Here is a 16,331-nt window from a genome sequence, read left to right on the forward strand (position 1 = left end):
GGTATTTACCAGAAGAAGGCGCGATGGGCCGTAATCACCCGGCCGGTGCGAACATTGACCAGCAGCACGTCGTTATAATGCCGCACCCAGCGCTGGTTCACGCCCGGGCGGGGCAGGCGATAGCGGTTGGTGTCGGTGATGTAATAGCGCGAGCTATAATAGGCAGGACGAAGTTGCGCCCCCGCATTCCACTGGCTGTAACGGAACGGCGCACGCCAGTTGCCGCCGCGATAGACATCGCGATGGGTGCGACGATAGTCGCGCCAGTCTTCGCGCGCTTCCTGACGGGCGTCACGAACGTCCCGGCGCGCTTCGCGCACGTCGCGGCGGTCGCCATAGCGCTGCGCCTGGCGCAGGTCGCGCTTCTCCTCACGCAGATTGCGTTCGCTGCGGCGCACCTCGCCGTAGGATTGGGCCGACGCGACGCTCGGTGCGACGGTGGCGGCAAGCAGACCCAGGATGATGAGTTTACGCATAGAAATTCTCCCATATTCCGTGGCGGTTGAACCTGTCCGGCAGGATCGGGTTCCCTCGCCTACACAAGGGTTATGGGATTTGGCGGCTGAACGGTGCGAGAATGAAGCTGTCAGATTCCAGTCATTTATGTCGCAAAGTGTAACCGGCGGACGACAGGGGTCAGCCCCAGGGGCGTTCGCGAAACCATTTGGTGACGACATATTTGGTGCCCCGTTCGACGGGCCGCGCCGCATGGAGGCTGAAGCGGTTGGGCGCGCCGTCGCGGTCCATATTATTCCAGATCAGGATCATGCCCTCGACCGGCGGCACCATGAATTCGCATTGCGGGAAATGGGTTTCGCCGCCAGCCTCGACCGGCGACAGATAGATCATGGCGGTCCATGTCCGCTGCCCGCCACTGGTGCGCATTTGCGGCCAGTAGCTGGCGGTGACCGGGAAATAGTCGCAATGGACCTTATATTCCTGGCCCGGGGCGTAGCGTTGTCCCTGCAGCGTTTCGCCATGGCGGGCGGGCAGGCCGGTCAGTGCGCAGATGCGGTCGCTCACCGCCAGCACGAGCTTGTCCCAGGGATTGAGGTTGCAGCTATGACTGGTGCGATAATCGGCGTTGGCGCTGCCCGAAAACAGGGTGGACGGCTTGGCGTCGGCGTCGATCATCGCGCGCAGGCCCGCCGTTTCTTCCGCGCTCAGAAAATCCTGGCGTCCGTAGATTTCGAGTTGCGGAGCGTCGATGCGATGCACCATCGGATTGCGGTCCAGGCGTTTGCGCACATCCTCTCCGATACCGGCGCGCAGCGGCGACACGGTGCCGCCATCATCCCTGTCTTCGCTCATATTTTGGCTCATGGCTGCGTCCTGCCACAGAGGCGACCATCCTGAAAAGACCCCGGCCCTGAAAAGACCCCGGCGCGTTTCCGCTCCGGGGTCAGGGGTTCCTGAAGGCCAGTCCAGGAAGGGGCACTCGTCTGGCATAGGCGCGGCTGCCGCCGCGGCATCACCAGAAGAAATTGTTGATCACGTCGACCACATAGCCGTCGCGAATATCGACCAGCAGGGCATCGTCATAGTAACGGATCCAGCGCAGCGTGCCATAGGCTGGCGGCAAGCGGTAGCTGTAGGGATCGTCCAGCCAGTAGTTGTTGGAATAGAGCAGGCTGTTCAGCACGATACCCACCGAAAAGCGGCGATATCCATAGTCCCAGCCGCGCGGGGCATAATAGCGGCCCATGCGATAACGGTCGCCATAGCGGTTGCGATAGCTGTTCCAGTCGTAACGCCGATCCTGACGCCAGCCATTGTCCCAGCGTCGCTGATTGCTCCAGCGCGTGCGATCGTCATAGCGGCGACCATTATTCCAGTTGGCGCCGGCCTGACCGCGATTCTCGGTCCAGCGGCGATCGTCCCTGCGGTCATTGCGCCAGTCCTGACGGTCCTCCCGCCGATCGTTGCGCCAGTCCTGGCGATCCTCCCGCCGAGCGTTCCGCAAATCCTGCGTGATGTCGCGACGGCCGTTGCGCCAGACGGGCGGGCTTTCGCGTTGGTCGTTGCGACGGTCCTGCCAATTTTGCTGGCGATCGTCGCGCCGGTCCTGGCGCGCTTCGCGCTGCGCCGGCGTGCCGGGGCGGTTCTGATCGCCCCGCCATTGCGGATTGGCGCGCTGTTCAGGGCGTTGCTCAAGGCGGCGCTCGGGGCGCACTTCCGGTCGCGGCGGCGCCATCTGCGGCGCGGGCCGTTCGGCCATGCGCTGCTGCCAGCGTTGCGCCTGCGCTTCGCCGCGCGGCTGGTCCATGCGGTTGCCGCGGGATATGGCGACGCCGCCTTCGGCGCGGCCAGCCCGCTCGCCACCGCGATTGCCGCGCTGCTCCGGGTTGCTCTGGGCATAGGCCGGTGCGACGCCGCTCAGCAGCGTTGCGGTCATCAGGCCTGCCAGCATCATCTTCCTCAACATCGTCGTGACTTTCGTTGGCCGGGGACACTACGCCCCCTCATGATCCCTCTCTACGCAAGGCGCGATGTCGAGATGCTGAACCCGTCCGACAGCTATTTGAAAGAATCGGGGAAAGACGATAGACAGGCGATATTCAGACGACGAGTGTCCGTTGGTACGTGTCGCATTGGCGACGAAACCCCGGAGTGCGCCCAGAAGCTGATCCAGATCAGTGCGCCGCCGTGTAACTGCCTATAGGACTGACGAGTGACGATATCTCCCGATGCTGGCCAGACCCGCCAGGCCTTGCGCGAAGCGACGATGGAAAGCCATCGGCGGGTCAATTCCATCTATGCCGGTTTTGCGCTCGATTCGGTGATCGATTATCGCGCCTTTCTGACGGCCCATGCCAAGGCGCTGGGCGGTCTCGAAGCCGCGGCCCGGCCCGACGCGCTGCGGCTGCCGCTGCTGGCGCAGGATCTGTCGGCGCTCGACCTCCCTTTGCCCGATCCGCTGCCATTGGAGGCGCATCCGGGCGACGGCTTCCATTGGGGGCTGCGTTATGCGCTCGAAGGATCGCGGCTGGGCGGCGCGATGCTGTCGCGCCAGGTCGCGCCGGGCCTGCCCAAGGCCTATCTGTCGGCCGCGCATGGCAAGGGCGAATGGATAGCCTTCCAGCAGGCGCTCGACAGCGCCGCGCGCGAAGGCGGCGAAGGCTGGCTGGACGACGCCGTGCAGGGCGCGCAGGCCGCCTTCGCCTTGTTTGCGCAGGCAGGTCAGGCGGCCGATCGGGCGGTCTGCCATGGCTGACCGGGAAGTGCCCGACACGATCTTTTCGGTCGACCTCGACAATTGCGATCGGGAGCCGATCCATGTGCTGGGGACGGTTCAGCCCTTCGGCTTCCTGATCGCGCTGACCGCCGACTGGCTGGTGTCGCGCGTGTCGGCCAACAGCGCGCAGTTCATCGGCCTCTCGCCCGACGACATGCTCGGCAAGCCGGTCCACACCCTGCTCGACGGGGAAGCGATACATGCGCTGCGCAATCGCATCACCCTGCTGCGCGGCCCCGATTCCGTCGAGCGGCTCTTTTCGATTCCGCTGATGGCGGGCGGCCCGGCCTTCGACGTGGCCGTGCATTTCTCCGGCCCGCTGGTGGTGGTCGAGGCGGAGCCGGCGGCGCATGACGAGATGGAGGCGAGCAGCACCGTCCGTTCCATGGTCGCCAGGCTCGCCCAGGCCGATAGCATGACCGCCTTCCTGCGTGACGGCGCGCGCCAGGTGCGGGCGCTGACCGGGTTCGACCGGGTGATGGTCTATCGCTTCGCCGATGGCGGGGACGGCGAAGTGGTCGCCGAAGCCTTGAAGCCGGGCATCGAGAGCTTCTTCGGTCTCCATTATCCCGCATCCGACATTCCTGCACAGGCGCGGGCGCTCTACCTGCGCAATATCTTCCGCGTGATCGCCGATGTGAAGGCGCAGCCGGTGCCCATCGTGCCGCAGCTCGACCCGACCGGCGCGGCGCTCGACATGTCGCTCTGCCTGACCCGTGCCGTGTCGCCGATCCATATCGAATATCTCGGCAATATGGGGGTGGGCGCCTCGCTCTCCATCTCCATCATCGTGGAGGGGAAGTTGTGGGGGCTGTTCGCCTGCCACCATTATGCTCCGCGCCTGCCGACCTTTGCGCAGCGCAGCGCCGCCGAACTGTTCGGCCAGATTTTCTCGATGATGCTGGAAAGCCGCGAGCGCGGCGACACCGCCACCTATGAAGGCAAGGCGCGGCAGGTGGCCGACCGGCTGATGTCGGCCGTGGCGCAGGATCATGATCTGCTGACCAACGCCCGCTGGCTGGGTGATATCATCTTCGACACCATCCCCGCCGATGGGGTGGGCGTTTATATCGACGGGCAGATGACCTTTTCGGGCCTTGCTCCCGACGAACCCGCCTTTGTCGCGATCGTGTCGATGATGAACCGTGTCGCCGCCAGTCAGGTCTATACCACCGACAATCTGTCGTCGGTCTTGCCGGAGGCCGCCGCCTATGCCGATCGCGTGTCTGGCCTGCTGGCGATCCCGCTGTCGCGCCGTCCGCGCGACTATGTCGTGCTGTTTCGCGCCGAACAATTGCGGTCGGTGCGTTGGGCGGGCAAGCCGGAAAAGGACATCGAATATGGCCCCAACGGGCCGCGCCTGACCCCGCGCAAAAGTTTCGAATCCTGGTCGGAACTGGTGAAGGGCGTGGCGCTGCCGTTCCTGCCCGCCGAGCTGCGCGTGGCCGAAGCGCTGCGTACCGCCCTGCTGGAAGTGATTCTGCGGCTGTCCGATTCCGCCGATGCCGAACGGCAGCGGGCGCATGAGAAGCAGGAATTGCTGATCGCCGAACTCAACCATCGGGTGCGCAACATCCTGTCGCTGATCCGCGGACTGTTGTCGCAGACGCGGGATAGCGCGCGATCGGTCGACGAATTTATCGGTACGCTGGAAAGCCGCGTGCATGCGCTGGCCCGCGCCCATGACCAGATCACGGCCGATCGCTGGAGCCCGGCGCGCCTCTACGATCTGATCGAGGTCGAATCGGGCGCCTATCTGGGCGAACGCAGCGACCGGGTCCGGCTGTCCGGGCCGAATGTGCTGCTGACGCCGGGCTGCTTCACCGTGCTGGCGCTGGTGATCCACGAAATGCTGACCAATGCCGCCAAATATGGCGCGCTGTCGGACAGCGGCGTGGTCGCGATCGACTGGCGGGTGGACGAGGATGGCAGCCTGCTGATCGACTGGACCGAAAGCGGCGGCCCGGCGGTGATCGCGCCGACGCGGCGCGGCTTCGGATCGACCGTGATCGAGCGATCCATTCCCTATGATCTGGGCGGCCATGCCGAAATCAACTATCGGCTGGCGGGCATCGAGGCGCATTTCTGCATTCCGTCGGCCCATGTCGTGTCCGTGCTGCCCGATGTGACGGGGACCGATCGCGCGAAACCGGTGGCGGTGGTCGAACCCGGCCTGCTGAAGGGGCGCACCGTGCTGCTGGTCGAGGATAATATGATCATCGCCATGGATGGCGAGGATGCGTTGCGCGACCTGGGCGCGGAGGTGATGACCGCGGCCAGCATCGGCCGCGCGCGGGAGGCGATCGCGATCCAGCCGGTCGACCTGGCAGTGCTGGACTTCAACCTGGGGCATGAAACCAGCCTGCCGATCGCGGACCTGCTGGCGGCGCGCGGCATTCCCTTCATCTTTGCCACCGGCTATGGCGATGGGCTGGAATTGCCGGCGCAGTTTGCAGATGTGACCCTGCTCAAAAAGCCCTATTCCAGCGTGACGCTGGCGCAGGCGCTGACGCCGGTGATCGACGCGGCGCCCTGAACCGCGACAGCGAAACGGACAGTTTCCGCATCGTCGATTGCAGGCCGGCCGGCAGGTGGCGATCTATGCGCCATGTCTACCCAGCCAACCCTTTTCATCCCCCATGGCGGCGGTCCCTGCTTCTTCATGGACCCGACCGATCCGGACCATCCGCACAGCGACCCGATGTGGCGGCCGATGCAGGCCTATCTCGCCGGTCTGATCGCGACCCTGCCCGAACGGCCGCGCGCGATCCTGCTGGTGTCGGGCCATTGGGAGGAGGAATCCTTCACTGTCCATGTCGGCGAACGGCCGCCTTTGCTGTTCGACTATTATGGCTTTCCGCCGCACACCTATACGCTGCGCTGGGACGCGCCGGGTGCGCCCGAACTGGCGCGCCGCGCCACCGCGCTGCTGCAGTCGAGCGGCTTCGCCACGGCGGAGGAAGCTACGCGGGGCTGGGACCATGGCGTCTTCGTGCCGCTGAAGGTCGCATTGCCCGATGCGGACATTCCCGTCGCCCAACTGTCGCTGCACCATGACCTCGATCCGGCCGCCCATATCGCGGCCGGGCGTGCGCTGGCTCCGCTGCGCGACGAAGGCGTGCTGATCGTCGGGTCGGGCATGAGTTTCCACAATCTGCGGGTGCGCGGGCCGCAGGCGATCGCACCGTCGACCGCCTGGGACTATGCGCTGACCGCCGCCGTGACCGATCCCGATCCGCAGAGCCGGGCGGCGCGTGTCGCTGCCTGGGACCATCTGCCGCAGGCCCGCTTCGCCCATCCGCGCGAGGAGCATCTGTTGCCGCTGATGGTGGCGCTGGGCGCGGGCGGCGACGATGCCGCCACCTGCGACCATCGCAGCTCGGTCATGGGCTGGTCGGTGTCGGGTTACCGCTTCGGCTGAGCAGCCGACCGGCCCAGCGCCGGCACGGTCCGCGCGGCATCTTCCGGGGTGATGCCCGGCGGTGGCGCGGCGGCGCCCTGATCCCCGCTGCCCTGATCTTCCCCGCGCATGATCCGGCCGGCCCGCTTGATCGCGCCGCGCAGCCGCGGGTAGATGCCACACCGGCAGATATTGGTGATCGCGCCGTCGATCTCTTCGTCGGAGGGATCGTTGGTCCGTCGCAGCAGCACCGACGCGGCCATGATCATGCCGGGGATGCAATAGCCGCATTGCGACACATTATCGGCGGCGAACGCCTGTTGCAGCGGATGGCCGCGATCGGGCGACAGCGCCTCGATCGTGGTGACGAAGCGGCCTTCGGTCTTGCCGATCGTCACCTGGCAGGATCGCACCGCCTCCCCATCGATATCCACGGTGCAGGCGCCGCAGTCGCCGGTGCCGCAGCCATATTTGGTGCCGGTCAGGTTCGACGCATCGCGCAGCGCCCAGAGCAGGGGCGTGTCCGGGTCCATGCGATATTGCACCGGCCGGTCGTTGACGGTGAAGCGGGTCACGCCACCCCCTTTTCGGCGGCATCGATCTCTTCCGCTTCCGCCTTGTGGTAAAGCACTTCGTTGCGGATATGGATGGTCCGCGACGCCAGCCGGATTTCCTGGATGAAGGTGGCGAAAGCCCCCGCCTGCAGCAGCATCGCCAGGCTGAACAGGACGGCGATGGGTGTGCCGAGATGGGCGTCGAACAGATTGCCCGCGAACAGCAGGATGACGACCAGGCAGACGGCGCAGGCCGACGCGACCGACAGAAAGATCGCCGCATTGACCACGCTCATGCGCCGGTCCAGCACGCGGATTTCCGCGACCATACGATCATGTTCCTTGCCGCGCGTCGTGAGCACCAGCTTTTCCACGTCGCGCGCCCGGTCGATGATGCGCGCAAGGCGGCTGACGCAGACGTTGAGGAAGGCGCCGATGCCCGCCAGCAGGAACACCGGTGCAAGCGCCAGCTGGATGGTCTGGGCGACCTGGCTGACCTGGGGCAGGGGGATCATCAAGCGGCACCTCTCATCCCGTGAAGCTATCCGCCATTGGGGGACAAGGAGCAAGGGACGGTGTCAGGGATAAATGCGTCGCAAAATGCGACTGTGTTCGGGCGTGATGGCGCCCCCGCAACGGCAGGAGCGCCATAGGGGATCAGGCCACGCCCTTGGACGAAGGCGCATTGACGCCCATGGATTTCAGATATTGTTTGATGTTGCGCGCCGCCTGCCGCAGCCGCTGCTCATTTTCGACCATGGCGATGCGGACGAAGCCCTCGCCATCCTCGCCATAGCCCACGCCCGGCGCGACCGCGACCTTGGCATGGGTGAGGAGCTGCTTGGAAAATTCCAGGCTGCCCATCTCCTTGAGCGCGGGCGGCAGCGGCGCCCAGCAGAACATCGATGCGCGCGCCGGCGGAATGTCCCAGCCGGCGCGGCCGAAGCTTTCGACCAGCACGTCGCGGCGCTTGTGATAGAGAAGGCGGTTCTTCTCGACGATGTCCTGCGGCCCATTGAGCGCGGCGCAGGCCGCCGCCTGGATCGGCGTGAAGGCGCCATAGTCGAGATAGGATTTCACCCGCGTCATCGCCGCGATCAGCTTGCGGTTGCCTACCGCAAAGCCCATGCGCCAGCCGGCCATGGAATAGGTCTTGGACAGCGAGGTGAATTCGATTGCGACATCCTTGGCGCCCGGCACCTGGAGGATGGAGGGCGTCGGATTGCCGTCATAATAGAGTTCGGAATAAGCGAGGTCGCTCAGCACCCAGACCTTGTTCTCCTTCGCCCAGGCGACCAGCCGCTCGTAGAAGGCGAGGTCGACCGTCTCTGCCGTCGGGTTGGACGGATAGTTCACCACCAGGATCGACGGGCGCGGCACGGTGAAGGCCATGGCGCGGTCGAGCGAGCGGAAATAATTCTCGTCCGGGGTGGTCGGCACCGACCGGATCGTCGCGCCGGCGATGATGAAGCCGAACGTATGGATCGGATAGCTGGGATTGGGCGCCAGCACTACGTCGCCCGGCTCGGTGATCGCGGTGGCGAGGCTGGCCAGCCCCTCCTTCGACCCCATGGTCACGACGACCTCGGTTTCCGGGTCCACCTCCACGCCGAAGCGGCGGGCATAATAATTGGCCTGCGCCTTGCGCAGACCGGGGATGCCGCGCGACTGGCTATAACCGTGGGCGCTCGGCTTCTGCGCCACCTCGATCAGTTTGGCGATGACATGGTCGGGCGGCGGCAGGTCGGGATTGCCCATCCCCAGGTCGATAATATCCTCTCCCGCGGCGCGCGCGGCGGCCCGCATGCCGTTCACTTCGGCGATGACATAGGGCGGCAGGCGCTTCATGCGGTAAAATTCTTCGGACATTATAGGGGCTTTCCTGAAAGCTCTCTGTAAGGAATAGTGGGTGACGCGCCGTTGGCATGTCACAATCTGGCTATAACCCGCCCGATTGCGACGCGCCAGCGAAAGCCGCGCGAAGCGACGATGCCAGGAGGAGCAAGGTGGCCATGGAAAAAGCCGATGTCATGGAACCCCACCTGCCCACATTGCAGCAGATGCAGCAATGGACCGAGGTGATCGGCCGCGCCCAGCAATTGATGCTGGAACAGGCCGCCGGCGCGACCGGCCGGGCGTTGCCGTTCGACCCGGAAACGGTGGCGCGCATCCAGACCAGCTTCGCCGACGAAGGGCTGGCGCTGTGGCAGCGTTTCCTCGATTCGGGCGGATTGCTGCGCGACCAGCCGGACCCGGCCCCCGCTGACAGTCCGGCGGCGGCGAAGGACCGCCGCTTTGCCGACCCGGCCTGGACGCAGCATCCCTTTTACGACCTGATCCGGCAAAGCTATCTGCTGGTGTCGGACTATATGACCCGGCTGGCGGACGCGGTCGATGGGGTCGATCCCAAGGCCAAGGCCAAGCTGCGTTTCGCCACCAGCGGGATGCTGGACGCACTGTCGCCCGCCAATTTCCCGCTTACCAACCCCATCGTCGTGCAGAAGACGATCGAGAGCGGCGGCGAGAATCTGGTCAAGGGCCTCAAGCATATGCTGGCCGACATGGAAAAGGGGCAGTTGAGCCACACCGACGGCACCCAGTTCGAACTGGGGCGCAACATCGCTGCGACGCCCGGGAAGGTCATCCATGAAACCCCGCTCTACCAGTTGATCCATTATGCGCCCTCGACGGCGGAAGTGCTGGAAACCCCGCTCATCATCTTCCCGCCCTGGATCAACCGATTCTATATTCTCGACCTGTCGCCGGAAAAGAGCTTCGTCAAATGGGCGGTGGACCAGGGGATCAGCGTGTTCCTGGTGTCGTGGAAATCGGCCGACGCGTCGATGAAGGATTTGGTCTGGGACGATTATATCCTGAAAGGCCAGATCGATGCCATCGACACGGTGCGCGACCTGCTGAAGGTCGAGAGCGTCCACACCATCGGCTATTGCGTGGCCGGCACGACGCTCGCCGCGACGCTGGCGCTGCTCGCGGTGCGGGGACAGGCGGACAAGGTGGCGAGCGCGACCTTCTTCACCGCGCAGGTGGATTTCGCCCAGGCGGGCGACCTGACCCTGTTCGTCGATGACGAGCAGATGAAGCTGGTGGACCAGCTTTCGGCTGGCGGTTTCATGGACGGGCGCTATATGGCCGCGACCTTCAACCTGTTGCGCGGGCGCGACCTGATCTGGAACTATGTCGTCAACAACTATCTGCTGGGGCAGGATTATCCGCCCTTCAACCTGCTCTACTGGAACGGCGACACCACCAACCTGCCGGCGCGATGGCACAAGGATTATCTGACCCGGCTGTACCGCGACAATCTGCTGGTCGTGCCCGGCGCGATCAGCGTGGACGGGACGCCGATCGACCTGACGCAGATTCGGACCCCCGCCTATGTGCAGGCCGGGCGGGAGGACCATATCGCCCCGCTGGAAAGCGTCTGGAAACTGACGGACAATCTGTCCGGGCCGGTGCGGTTTCTGCTGGCGGGGTCGGGCCATATCGCCGGGGTCATCAATCCGCCCGCGGCGAACAAATATCAATATTGGGTTGCTGAAGAGCCGCAGTCGACGCTGGAGGATTTCCTCGCGGTGGCGAAGGAGACCAAAGGCAGTTGGTGGCCCGACTGGCGCGCCTGGATCGAGCAGGGTGATTCGCGCCGGGTGCCGGCAAAGAGCGCGCGCCAGCCGGGGAAAGGTCGTCTCAAGGCTCTCGAGGATGCGCCCGGACGCTACGTAAAGGCACGCTAAAGCCCCGTGATATGGGCTTTTCGGCCAATCGTGCCGGCAAGTGGTCGAACCGTCCGTTTCAATTTTGTTGCACTGCACAATAACTCTTGCAAGACTCCCGCAAAGCCCTTATTGTGCAGTGCAACAAACGGAGGATGGTCATGGCTGTTACACCAAAGACCCCGAAGAGCAGCCCGCGCGCCAAGCCCGGCTCGACGACCTTGTCGGCGAGCGAGGCATTGAAGGCGGCGGAAGCGGCGATCGGTGGCCCGGCTGAAAAAAAGCCCGCGCCCAGGAAGGCAGTTTCGGCGGCAGTAAAGCCGATCGATACCAATCCGCAGAAGGAGCCAGCGCCGACTCCTGCCCCGACTCCGACCCCGACGCCCACGCCCGCTCCGACGCCTTCGTCGAAGGCCGAGCCTGTCGAGATCCCGACCGAAAAGGCCGACCCGGTCGCGGTCGCCGCCGCCACGACTGCGGTGGACGCTGCGCCCGAACCCGAAATTACAGAGAGCCTGGCCAAGGCCGAAACCATCGCGACCCAGCCGCTGCCCGCAGAAGGAACCAAGATCATGAACGACGTCATCGAAACCGGTAAGAAGTTCGCCGAAGACACCAAGGCCAAGTTCGAAACGGCCTATGCCGACCTGAACGAGAAGGCCAAGGCCAGCGTCGAGAAGTCGACCAAGGCGATCGAAGAATTCAGCGACATCGCCAAGGGCAATGTCGAAGCGCTGGTCGAATCCGGCAAGATCGCCGCCAAGGGCATGGAAACGCTCGGCCAGGAAGCCGTCGATTACAGCCGCAAGAATTTCGAAAAGGCGACCGCGTCGTTCAAGACCTTCTCGACCGTCAAGACGCCGACCGAATTCTTCCAGCTGCAGAGCCAGCTCTTTTCGAGCAGCTTCGACGAGTTCGCCAAGGAAGCCGCCAAGAGCAGCGAAGCGTTCATGAAGCTGGCCGGCGACGTCGCCCAGCCGCTGACCGCCCGCGTGACGCTGGTGACCGACAAGGTGAAGTCGCTGGCCGCCTGATCGGTCGCACTTTTATCATCATGGCGCAGGGGCGTCGCTTCCGTCGGGGAAGCGGCGCCTCTTTGCATTGAAGCTGAAATATCGTCCCACCCACCCGGATCGATTGTCCGGCCCCTTGCCATGGGCCGGCAAATCGCCATATCCTCGGGCATCATGAACAGCCTTACCACATCCCATGCAGGCCCCGTTGCGATGGCCGGCCAGCATCCGGACGATCAGGGCGAGGGACCGGGCGGTCCCAGCGTCGGCATCGCCACCCGGACGCGCACCCGCACCAAGAAGCCCTCGCTCTACAAGGTGCTGATGCTCAACGACGACTATACGCCGATGGAGTTCGTCGTGCATGTGCTGCAGAGCTTCTTCCGCATGGATATGGAGGAAGCGACGCGGGTGATGCTGCATGTCCACCAGCGCGGCGTCGGCGTGTGCGGCATCTTCAGCTATGAGGTCGCCGAGACCAAGGTCAACCAGGTTATGGATTTCGCCCGGCAGAACCAGCATCCGCTCCAATGCACGCTGGAAAAGGCCTGACCGGGGCCGGGCGTTAACCGATCCTTGATCCGTGTAGCGCTTATATTTCAATAAATTACTACATTGAAATACAAGGTTTTTTTAGACCTTGTCGGCATCATGGCCCTGCTGAAACGAAGTGGGGACTTCCATCATGACCAGTATCAACAGCTACGCTATGAACATGCCGCCATCGCCCCGCGCGATGATGGACCGCAAGATCGGCGCCGCCGTCGAGACGGGATCATTGTCGTCGGTCGATGGCGATGCGCTGGAAACGGCGCTCGATTCGATCGACACTGCACTGTCCACCTCGGCGAGCGAGGGCAGTGCGCGGCTCGATCCGTCGGCGATGAAGGACCGGATCGATTCGCTGATCGACGATCAGCTATCGGCCGGGACGCTGACCGAGGACCAGGCCACGGCGCTGCAAAGCTTCTTCGCGCAGGGACCGGGTGGCGCGACGGAAACCGCGGATGCCGGTGGCGAAGAAGGCTTCGGTATCGAGGGGATGGGCGGCGCCGGCGGCCCCGGCCCGATGCGCGGCCCGCCACCCGGCCCGCCGCCGTCGGAATCGACCGACGACAGCAGCACGACCAGCACCGATGCGACCAGCGCGACCGAGCAGTTGGATTCGATCATCGCCTTCCTTGAAAATTTGCGCAGCAGCCTGTCGCAGTCGCTATACGGCAACGCGGCGAGCAGCACCGACAGCAGCAACAGCGGGCTGGTGATCGACAGTCTGGCCTGACCCGTCTTTCGCCTGGGGACTGGCGAAAGCCCGGCGGCGGCGCGGCATCGCCTGCCGTCGCCGGCCATGGTTTTCGCGGTTCCCTCGCGCGCCTGCCCATCCTACACCGGCAGGCGTGAACGAGACGCCAAGAGCCGACATCTACGACCTGGCCGTCATTGGCGGCGGGGTGAACGGCTGCGGCATCGCCCGCGACGCGGCCGGGCGCGGCGCGCGCGTGCTGTTGCTGGAGCAAGGCGACCTCGCCAGCGGCACATCGTCGGCGTCCACCAAGCTGATCCATGGCGGCCTGCGCTATCTGGAGCATTATGAATTCGCTCTGGTGCGCGAATCGCTGGCCGAGCGCGAACGGCTCTGGGGCATCGCGCCGCACATCATCCACCCGATGCGCTTCGTCCTGCCCTGGACACGCGGTCTTCGGCCGCGCTGGATGCTGCGGCTGGGCCTGTTTCTCTACGACCATATCGGCGGCCGTCGCGCCTTGCCCGCGACGCAGGCGATCGACCTGCGTCGCCATCCTGCGGGCGCTGCGCTGAAAGGCGGCTTCGGGCCGGGCTATTGCTATTCGGACGGATGGGTCGACGACGCCCGGCTGGTCGTGCTCAACGCGCGCGATGCCGCCGATCGGGGCGCTGATGTGCGCACCCGCACCGCCGTCGTCCGGCTGGCGCGCGCCGATGGTCATTGGCGGATCGTGACGCAATCGGAACGCGGCGAAGAGGTCGTTCATGCCCGCGCGGTGGTGAACGCGACCGGTCCGGCCGTGCTCGACCTGCTCCACCGCGCCGATCGGCCGACCGACCGGCATATGCGGCTGGTGCGTGGATCGCATATCGTCGTGCCGCGCCTGTTCGATCACGGCTTCGCCTATTTCTTCCAGTTGCCCGACGGCCGTATCTTCTTCGCCATTCCTTATGAGCGCGACTTCACGCTGATCGGCACGACCGACCGCGATCATGACGGCGGGCTGGACCATGTCGCCCCGAGCGCCGAGGAGATCGCCTATCTGTGCGAGAGCGCGAATCGCTATTTTGCGCGATCGATCAGGCCGGCCGACGTCGTCTGGTCCTATGCGGGGGTGCGGCCGCTGGTCGATGACGGATCGACCAAACCGGAAGCGGCGACCCGCGGCTATCGCCTGGAACTGGACGGGGAGGGCGCACCGCCGCTGCTCAGCGTCTTTGGCGGCAAGATCACCACCTATCGCCATCTGGCGGCGGAGGCGGTGGATATGATCCAGCCCCATTTGCCCGCGCTCAAGGGCGACGACTGGACCGCCGCTGCGCCCCTGCCCGGCGGCGATTTTCCGATGACCGGCCTTGCCGACCTGATCGCCGGGCTGGCGCGCGACTATCCCTTTCTGGAACCCGCCACGGTCGACCGGATCGCGCGCGCCTATGGCACGCAGGCGCGGGTCTGGCTGGGGGAGGCCCGCGATGCATCGGCGCTGGGGCTGGACTTCGGCCATGGCCTGAGCGAAGCGGAGGCGGCGCATATGGTGACGCGCGAATGGGCGCAGACCAGCGAGGACATGCTCTGGCGGCGGAGCAAGCTGGGGCTGCGACTGGACCGGCCGCAAGTCGCGCGGCTGGAGCGCTGGCTGGAGGAGAGGCTGTGAGCGAACGTCATCTGCTGGTGCTGGACGCGGGGACGACGTCGACCCGCGCGATGCTCTATGCCCCCGATGGTGCGCGGATCGCGACCGCGCAGGCGGACCTGACCCAATATTATCCGCAACCCGGCTGGGTCGAACAGGATGCGGTGGAAATCTGGACGCGCACGCTGGCATGCGCCCGGCAGATGGTAGACCGTGCCGGGGGAGCCGACCGGATCGCCGCGATCGGCATCGCCAACCAGCGCGAGACGGTGGTCGCCTGGCACCGGCGGACGGGCGATCCGATCGGTCGGGCGATCGTGTGGCAGGACCGGCGCACGACCGATCATTGCGCGACCCTGCGGGCGCAGGGCCATGAGGCGCTGGTCCAGCAGCGCACGGGCCTCGTCATCGATCCTTATTTCTCGGCGACCAAGATGCGCTGGATGATCGACCACCGCCCCGAAGTGGCCGCGGCCGGACATGGACTGGCGCTGGGCACGATCGAAAGCTGGCTGGTGTGGAAGCTGACCGGCGGGCTGCATATCAGCGACGCCAGCAATGCCAGCCGGACGCAGTTGATGGCGCTGGACGGCACGGGATGGGACGCCGAACTAAGCGCCCTGTTCGGCGTGCCGCGCGCGGCCTTGCCGGAGATCGTCGACAATGCGGGCGATTTCGGCGCAACCCTGCCGGATTGGCTGGGTGGACCGATCCGGGTCTGCGGACTGGCCGGCGATCAGCAGGCGGCGACCATCGGGCAAGGATGCCTGGCGGCGGGCGCGGTCAAGGCGACCCTGGGGACCGGGGCGTTCGTGCTGGCGCCGGTGGGGGCGGTGGTGCCGGCATCCGCAAACCGGCTGCTCGGCACGGTGCTGTGCCAGATGGACGGGCGGCGCCACTATGCGCTCGAAGGATCGATCTTCGTCGCCGGCAGTCTGATCCAGTGGCTGCGCGACCGGATCGGCCTGATCGCGGCGGCGGCCGATACCGATGCGATCGCCCGCTCCGTGCCCGACAATGGCGGGGTCTTCCTGCTGCCCGCCCTGTCCGGCCTGGGCGCGCCGCACTGGCGGCCGGAGGCGACCGGCGTCATCAGCGGGCTGACCCATGGGACGGGCAAAGCGCATATCGTGCGCGCCGCGCTCGAATCGATGGCGCATCAGGTGCATGACCTGGCCGCCGCCTTCGCCGCCGACGGCGCGCCGTGGCGGACGCTGCGGATCGATGGCGGGATGAGCGCCAACGACTGGATCGCGCAGGACATGGCCGACATGCTGGACCTGACGGTCGAACGACCCGCCGATGTCGAGACGACGGCGCGGGGCGCGGCCATGCTGGCGGGCGTCGGGGCCGGCCTGTTCCCCTCGCTGGAGGCGGCCGCCGGTATCGCGTCGGCAGCGACGCCGTTCACGCCGCTGATGTCGGCGCAGGTGCGGGCGCAGCGGCTGGCGGGGTGGCGCGCTGTGCTGGCGCAGGCGGAATAAAGCGGCGCCCCGGATTTCGCGAGTCTTCTCCTCCA

Annotated in this window: 15 protein-coding genes; 9 read left to right on the forward strand and 6 right to left on the reverse strand. The window is 65.7% G+C overall.

Annotated elements, in window-relative coordinates:
* Positions 1-5 precede the first annotated feature (5 nt).
* From ABT375_RS14425 to ABT375_RS14435, 3 genes are all read right to left on the reverse strand, one after another.
* A complete protein-coding gene (locus ABT375_RS14425) occupies positions 6-476 on the reverse strand; it encodes an RcnB family protein (RefSeq protein WP_416463055.1) in 471 nt (156 codons plus the stop codon).
* 160 nt (positions 477-636) lie between these two features.
* Positions 637-1,311, reverse strand: coding sequence for a prolyl hydroxylase family protein (locus tag ABT375_RS14430; protein WP_416463056.1), 675 nt, complete (start codon positions 1,309-1,311; stop codon positions 637-639).
* Between the two features lie 160 nt (positions 1,312-1,471).
* A complete protein-coding gene (locus ABT375_RS14435) occupies positions 1,472-2,410 on the reverse strand; it encodes an RcnB family protein (protein WP_416464912.1) in 939 nt (312 codons plus the stop codon).
* A 261-nt stretch (positions 2,411-2,671) separates the two neighbouring features.
* On the opposite strand from ABT375_RS14435, the gene ABT375_RS14440 reads away from it, so the two are divergent.
* The 3 genes from ABT375_RS14440 (at position 2,672) to ABT375_RS14450 (ending at position 6,656) form a co-directional block, all read left to right on the forward strand.
* Positions 2,672-3,214: a biliverdin-producing heme oxygenase gene (locus ABT375_RS14440; RefSeq protein WP_416463057.1), complete on the forward strand. Its 543-nt coding sequence runs from the start codon at positions 2,672-2,674 to the stop codon at positions 3,212-3,214.
* Positions 3,207-5,771, forward strand: a complete 2,565-nt coding sequence (locus tag ABT375_RS14445) for an HWE histidine kinase domain-containing protein (protein WP_224547852.1) — start codon at positions 3,207-3,209, stop codon at positions 5,769-5,771. The genes ABT375_RS14440 and ABT375_RS14445 overlap by 8 nt, the downstream gene beginning before the upstream one ends.
* A 72-nt stretch (positions 5,772-5,843) precedes the next feature.
* Entirely contained in the window at positions 5,844-6,656 is an 813-nt protein-coding gene (locus ABT375_RS14450) for a DODA-type extradiol aromatic ring-opening family dioxygenase (RefSeq protein WP_261935667.1), read from the forward strand.
* Here ABT375_RS14450 and ABT375_RS14455 read toward each other — a convergent pair.
* The 3 genes from ABT375_RS14455 to ABT375_RS14465 all read right to left on the reverse strand — a co-directional run bounded on the left by ABT375_RS14455 (position 6,641) and on the right by ABT375_RS14465 (position 9,058).
* Complete coding sequence (locus ABT375_RS14455; RefSeq protein ID WP_416463058.1) at positions 6,641-7,210, reverse strand: (2Fe-2S)-binding protein; 570 nt, start codon at positions 7,208-7,210, stop codon at positions 6,641-6,643. The two genes, ABT375_RS14450 and ABT375_RS14455, sit on opposite strands and share 16 nt — an antisense overlap.
* On the reverse strand, positions 7,207-7,704 hold the full coding sequence (locus ABT375_RS14460) for a DUF2721 domain-containing protein (protein ID WP_224547855.1): 498 nt from the start codon (positions 7,702-7,704) through the stop codon (positions 7,207-7,209). Before ABT375_RS14460 ends, ABT375_RS14455 begins: the two co-directional genes overlap by 4 nt.
* Positions 7,705-7,846: 142 nt before the next feature.
* The gene (locus ABT375_RS14465; protein WP_224547856.1) at positions 7,847-9,058 is read right to left on the reverse strand and encodes an LL-diaminopimelate aminotransferase; all 1,212 of its coding nucleotides are present in this window, start codon (positions 9,056-9,058) and stop codon (positions 7,847-7,849) included.
* 143 nt (positions 9,059-9,201) lie between these two features.
* Between ABT375_RS14465 and ABT375_RS14470 the strand changes: the two genes are divergently transcribed.
* From ABT375_RS14470 to ABT375_RS14495, 6 genes are all read left to right on the forward strand, one after another.
* Positions 9,202-10,941, forward strand: a complete 1,740-nt coding sequence (locus ABT375_RS14470; protein WP_416463059.1) for a PHA/PHB synthase family protein — start codon at positions 9,202-9,204, stop codon at positions 10,939-10,941.
* Between the two features lie 140 nt (positions 10,942-11,081).
* Positions 11,082-11,954 carry a phasin family protein gene (locus ABT375_RS14475; protein ID WP_224547858.1) on the forward strand — a complete coding sequence of 291 codons (873 nt, stop codon included), beginning with the start codon at positions 11,082-11,084 and terminating at the stop codon, positions 11,952-11,954.
* A 120-nt stretch (positions 11,955-12,074) separates the two neighbouring features.
* Entirely contained in the window at positions 12,075-12,485 is a 411-nt protein-coding gene (gene clpS / locus ABT375_RS14480) for an ATP-dependent Clp protease adapter ClpS (RefSeq protein WP_261935664.1), read from the forward strand.
* A gap of 133 nt (positions 12,486-12,618) precedes the next feature.
* Positions 12,619-13,215, forward strand: a complete 597-nt coding sequence (locus tag ABT375_RS14485) for a hypothetical protein (RefSeq protein WP_416463060.1) — start codon at positions 12,619-12,621, stop codon at positions 13,213-13,215.
* A gap of 115 nt (positions 13,216-13,330) precedes the next feature.
* On the forward strand, positions 13,331-14,833 hold the full coding sequence (locus ABT375_RS14490; protein WP_416463061.1) for a glycerol-3-phosphate dehydrogenase: 1,503 nt from the start codon (positions 13,331-13,333) through the stop codon (positions 14,831-14,833).
* Complete coding sequence (locus tag ABT375_RS14495; RefSeq protein ID WP_416463062.1) at positions 14,830-16,296, forward strand: glycerol kinase; 1,467 nt, start codon at positions 14,830-14,832, stop codon at positions 16,294-16,296. Before ABT375_RS14490 ends, ABT375_RS14495 begins: the two co-directional genes overlap by 4 nt.
* The last annotated feature ends 35 nt before the right edge of the window (positions 16,297-16,331 follow it).

Source organism: Sphingomonas sp. VDB2, assembly GCF_047946695.1.
Taxonomy (GTDB): domain Bacteria; phylum Pseudomonadota; class Alphaproteobacteria; order Sphingomonadales; family Sphingomonadaceae; genus Sphingobium; species Sphingobium bisphenolicum.